The following is a 3,806-nucleotide window of genomic DNA, read 5'->3' as shown; positions in this document are numbered from 1 at the left end:
GGCAAGTACCGGCACGGCCGGCCGGCCGACTCGCGCGCCGCCTCGCCGCACTTCGAACGGTTCGTCGCCACCTATCTGGAGCCGCGCTGCTCCAGCATCGTGGAGGCGGTGGCCACCGCCGCCGGCGGGCTGGGCGTGTCGCCGACGGAGGTGGCGCTGGCCTGGATCCGGGACCGGCCGGGCGTCACCGCGCCGATCCTGGGCGCCCGTACGGTGGGGCAGCTCCTCGGCGCGCTCCAGGTGGAGCGGATGACCCTGCCGGCGGAGATCACCACGGCGCTGGACGACGTCTCGGCGGTGCCGGTGGGCTACCCGGAACGCGACGGCTGAGGCGGCGGTCCGGGGCGACGGCGGGCGGGCCGGCCGGTGCGCGCCGGCGGGCGGCTCAGTCGAGGGTGGGCCGATCGCCGGGAATCTCCCGTACGGCGGCCAGGAAGCGGGCCTGGTCGTCGCGGGTGGCCGGGTTGACGATCCGGATCCACGAGCCGTCGTCGAAGTGCAGCGTCGCCGGGAACTGCATCAGCCGCGCCGACCCGTGGTCGCAGTCGATCCGGGTGATCCGCCGCCGCTCCACGCTCCACAGCAGCCGCGGCTCGCGCCGGTCCGGCCGGCCCTCGTCCGGGCGGCGCCCCATCCGCAGCAGGTGCAGGTGGGTGTCGGTGACCGCGAGCGGGGTGCCGGTGTAGCGCTCCAGGAACAGCAGCAGGCTGCCGGCGAGGGTGGCCAGGTCGCCGCTGAAGACGTACCGGCGGCGGTAGGCGATCTCGGCGAGCTGGTCGGCGAGCGGGCGGTGGTGGCTGAGCCGGAACAGCGCCCGGAACGCCTCCTGCTCAGCGGTGAGCGGCAGCACCGGCCGGGGTTGCGGGACCGCCGGGGTGGGCGCGACGGCCACCTCCCGACCGGCCGCCTCGGGCAGCCCCGCCGCGAGCGCGGCCGCCTTGCCGGGCAGCAGCAGCACCCCGGCCACGATCCGGACCGGGGTCAGCACCGCCTCCACCCAGGCCACCGGGTTGACGATGTTCAGCAGCCCGAACAGCGCCCGAGGATCGAGCGCCTCGCCGACCTCGGTGCCGACGTGGTCGACGAACTGGCTGCCGGTGCGGTGCGTCTCGTGCGCCCGCACCGGAGCCAGGCCGACGTAGCGCAACTCCTGCCCGGTCACCAGGGGGGCGACCAGGACCCGCTCCGGCTCGTCGGAGGTGCGGAACTCGTCCCGCAGCGCGCGGGCCCGGTCGCGGGCCACCCGCGCGCCGTCGCGCACCGCGTCGCCGAGCCGCCCGAGCCGTCCCCACGCACCCGTCACGCCGTACCTCCTCCGTCGCCGGTCACCGGCCCGCCGGCTGCTGCTCGGCGGGTGGCTGCCCGAAGACATTCTGGTCGATCCAGTCGGCGCCGCCCTGCACCACGTCGCCGATCTCGTCCTTGACCAGGTCGGAGCCGGGCACCGACAGGCCACTGACCAGGGCGGTGCCGCCCCACACCACCCCGTGCACGACCGAGTTCGGCACGTTCCAGGGCAGGTTGGTGGCCCAGTTCTGGGCGATCATCCGGCCGCCGTCGGCCAAGCCGTGCGCGCGCAGGGCGCCGGCCCGCTCCAGCATCCCCATGTCGAACGGCGACCCGGACTTGCCGAGCTTGAAGGTGCCCTGCGCCGGGTCGGTGATCTTGTGGAACCACTTGTCGGCCTTGCCGGCGGCGCGCCGCTTGTCGATCGCCTTCTGCCCCATCCGCAGGGCCTTCTGCTTGTCCACCAGCTTGTCCAGGTGGTTGCGCAGCTTGCGCAGGTAGAGCATGACCCGCTGGAGCAGCCGGATGACCTTCTGCAGGTGGGTGGCGAGCGGACGGATGATCTTCAGCGACCGGGTGAGCACGATCATGCCGCGCGTCACGGTGACCGCCAGGCCGGCCGCCCAGGAGGCCCCGGCGGTGAACGGCGCCATGAGCAGGGCGGTCACCAGGGTGATCAGCATCCAGTTGACGAACTCGACGCAGAGGTCGACCAGTACCTCGTGCACGATCTGCAGGGCCTCGGCGACCCCGCGCAGGTACTCGGCGGTGGCGGTGAACTGCCCGGCCACGTCCAGCAGCTGCTGCTCGACCTCGGCGAGGCGCTTGCCGTACGCCTCTCCCGCCGGCGACCGCCAGCCGGGCTGTTCGGCCTCGCGCACGCCGCGGTGGCTCAGCGCCAGCTCGCGCACCTGGGCGGCGAGGGCGTCCCAGTCACCGGCCCGGGCGCGCAGCGCCTCCGGCTCGCCGTCGACCATGTCGACCAGCTGGATGAGCGGCCAGGCCAGGGTGCGGCAGACGCTGTCGACCACGTCCTCCACACCGGACAGCGCGTTGTCGATGCCGTTCCAGAGCTGTACGGCGCTACCGGCGGGTCCGCTCACCGGCCCATCCCCTCGCGCATCGCCCGGAAGCCGGAGTCGATGTCCTGCTCGTTGCGCTCGTACGACTCGGCGGTGGACCCCAGCGCCGCCCCGACGCGGGTGAACGCGTCCTGACCGGCCCGGAACAGCGTCGTGCCGTCGGCGACCTGCTCGGCGTACCTGGCGCGCAGCATGTCGCTGGCGAACGGCAGGTGACCGAAGGCGCCGTCGGGCAGGTCACCCGCGGCCACCACCCGGCTCTCCAGCGCGCCCAGCGCGTTGGCCACTCCGGTGGCGGCCGCCTCCAGCCGTCTCACGGCCGTCACGTCCACTTCGATGTCAGCTGCCATCGCCGTTCCTCCCCCGCATCCGACGCGGGTCGAAGATACGATTCCCCGGCCTCCGGCCGCCACCCCGGCCCGAGGAGGAACCAAGGGGGAGGAAGCCCGCATGACTGATCCGCTGTCCGGTCTGGACGCGCTCGCCGGCCGGCTCGCCGACATCGAACGCCGCTTCGCCGGGCTGCACGCCGGCCTCGACGACGTCGACGGCACCGCCACCGACGACACCGGCCTGGTGTCGGCCACCGTGGACGCCACCGGAGGGCTCACCGACCTGACCTTCGAGCCGGCGGCGCTGCGCTCCGGCAGCGCCGACCTGGCGAGGATGGTGCTGGAGGCGTACCGGCGGGCCCGGGCGGCGGCGACCGCCCAGCTCGACGAGCGCACCGAGGGTCTCGACGCGACGCTCGGGGCGGGCCTGACCGAGCTGTTCGGCAAGCCGGGCGACTTCGCGGCGTTGGGCCGCCTGGAGGAGGCCGTCGCCCGACTCGGCGCCCTGGACGCCCGGCTGCCGAGGCCGCCGGCGTGACCGCGACCGGCTGGCCGGAGATCGTGGCCCGGCTGCACCGCACGCTCGTCGCCTGCGACCGGGACACCGACCTGGAACTCAGCGCCGGATCGCGCCGGATCCGGCTGTCCGTGCGCCGCGACACCGTCGAGGGCCACTGCCCCGGGTACGAGGGGCAGCGGCTGGCCGAGCTGGGCTGGCGGCCCGGCGACGACGGCGACTGGTGGTACGCCACCCCGCGTACCGCCGAGGGCCTGCACTGGTGGAGCGGCTTCGCCGCCCGGACCGCCGCCGTCGCGCTGACCGCCGACCCGGCCGCGCTCTCCTGTCGGGCGCTCCCGCTCGACGGCGGGGCGGAACCGCCGCCGGCAACCCGCGTCGAGGTGACCGACAAAGCCGGGTCCGGTGTCGGCGCGCCCGCACCGGCCGGCGTCGGCGTCGGCGTGCCAGCGGGCGTCGGCGTCGCCGTGCCGGTTGAGGCCGGCGCCGGCGTTCCCGCACCGCTCGAGGGTGGCGCCGGGGCCGACGCGACGGCCGCCGACGTCGCCTCCCCCGCAGACACGGTCGCGGACGGCGGCGGCTCGCGCC

Annotated in this window: 6 protein-coding genes; 3 read left to right on the top strand and 3 right to left on the bottom strand. The window is 75.2% G+C overall.

Annotation, left to right across the window (positions count from 1 at the left end; translation table 11 throughout):
• On the top strand, positions 1-330 hold a 330-nt coding region (locus KBX37_RS33465), incomplete at its 5' end, for an aldo/keto reductase (RefSeq protein WP_210779823.1).
• 55 nt (positions 331-385) lie between these two features.
• Here KBX37_RS33465 and KBX37_RS33460 read toward each other — a convergent pair.
• The 3 genes from KBX37_RS33460 to KBX37_RS33450 are packed head-to-tail and all read right to left on the bottom strand — an operon-like array spanning position 386 to position 2,695.
• Complete coding sequence (locus tag KBX37_RS33460; RefSeq protein WP_210779822.1) at positions 386-1,303, bottom strand: hypothetical protein; 918 nt, start codon at positions 1,301-1,303, stop codon at positions 386-388.
• 22 nt (positions 1,304-1,325) lie between these two features.
• Positions 1,326-2,390 (bottom strand): WXG100 family type VII secretion target, encoded by a 1,065-nt coding sequence (locus tag KBX37_RS33455; protein ID WP_210779821.1) that lies wholly within the window; start codon positions 2,388-2,390, stop codon positions 1,326-1,328.
• Positions 2,387-2,695, bottom strand: coding sequence for a hypothetical protein (locus tag KBX37_RS33450; RefSeq protein ID WP_210779820.1), 309 nt, complete (start codon positions 2,693-2,695; stop codon positions 2,387-2,389). Before KBX37_RS33450 ends, KBX37_RS33455 begins: the two co-directional genes overlap by 4 nt.
• Positions 2,696-2,819: 124 nt before the next feature.
• On the opposite strand from KBX37_RS33450, the gene KBX37_RS33445 reads away from it, so the two are divergent.
• Both KBX37_RS33445 and KBX37_RS33440 read left to right on the top strand, forming a co-directional pair.
• Positions 2,820-3,239: a YbaB/EbfC family nucleoid-associated protein gene (locus tag KBX37_RS33445; RefSeq protein ID WP_210779819.1), complete on the top strand. Its 420-nt coding sequence runs from the start codon at positions 2,820-2,822 to the stop codon at positions 3,237-3,239.
• A partial coding sequence (locus KBX37_RS33440; protein WP_210779818.1) for a hypothetical protein occupies positions 3,236-3,806 on the top strand: 571 nt, incomplete at its 3' end. The genes KBX37_RS33445 and KBX37_RS33440, both read left to right, overlap by 4 nt.

The sequence above is a fragment of the Micromonospora sp. U56 genome (genome assembly GCF_018070095.1).
Taxonomy (GTDB): domain Bacteria; phylum Actinomycetota; class Actinomycetes; order Mycobacteriales; family Micromonosporaceae; genus Micromonospora; species Micromonospora purpureochromogenes.
The sequence above is the reverse complement of the archived record's forward strand: the minus strand, read 5'-3'. Positions and strand labels throughout refer to the sequence as shown.